General features: G+C 63.7%; 1 protein-coding gene. It reads right to left on the bottom strand.

Annotated features, from left to right (window positions below; genetic code table 11):
- The coding region (locus E4K09_RS03035) for an aldo/keto reductase (protein ID WP_193557238.1) at positions 1-223 on the bottom strand (223 nt) is incomplete at both ends.

Genomic DNA, 223 nt, shown 5'->3' with positions numbered 1-223 from the left:
GAGCGGCCCACCACCTTCGACGCCAGGATCACCTTGTCGCGGGTGCCGCGCGCCTTGAACCAGGAGCCGATGATCCGCTCCGTGGACCCTTGGGTCTCGGGCCGCGGGGGACTGGAATAAAGTTCGGCGGTATCGAAGAAATTGATGCCCTGGTCGAGGGCGTAATCCATCTGTTCATGGCCTTCGGCCTCGGTGTTCTGCTGGCCCCAGGTCATCGTGCCGA

This window comes from Microvirga pakistanensis (assembly GCF_004458765.1).
In the GTDB taxonomy this organism is placed as follows: domain Bacteria; phylum Pseudomonadota; class Alphaproteobacteria; order Rhizobiales; family Beijerinckiaceae; genus Microvirga; species Microvirga pakistanensis.
Note: the sequence above shows the minus strand (reverse complement) of the source record. Positions and strands in the feature narration are given on the sequence as shown.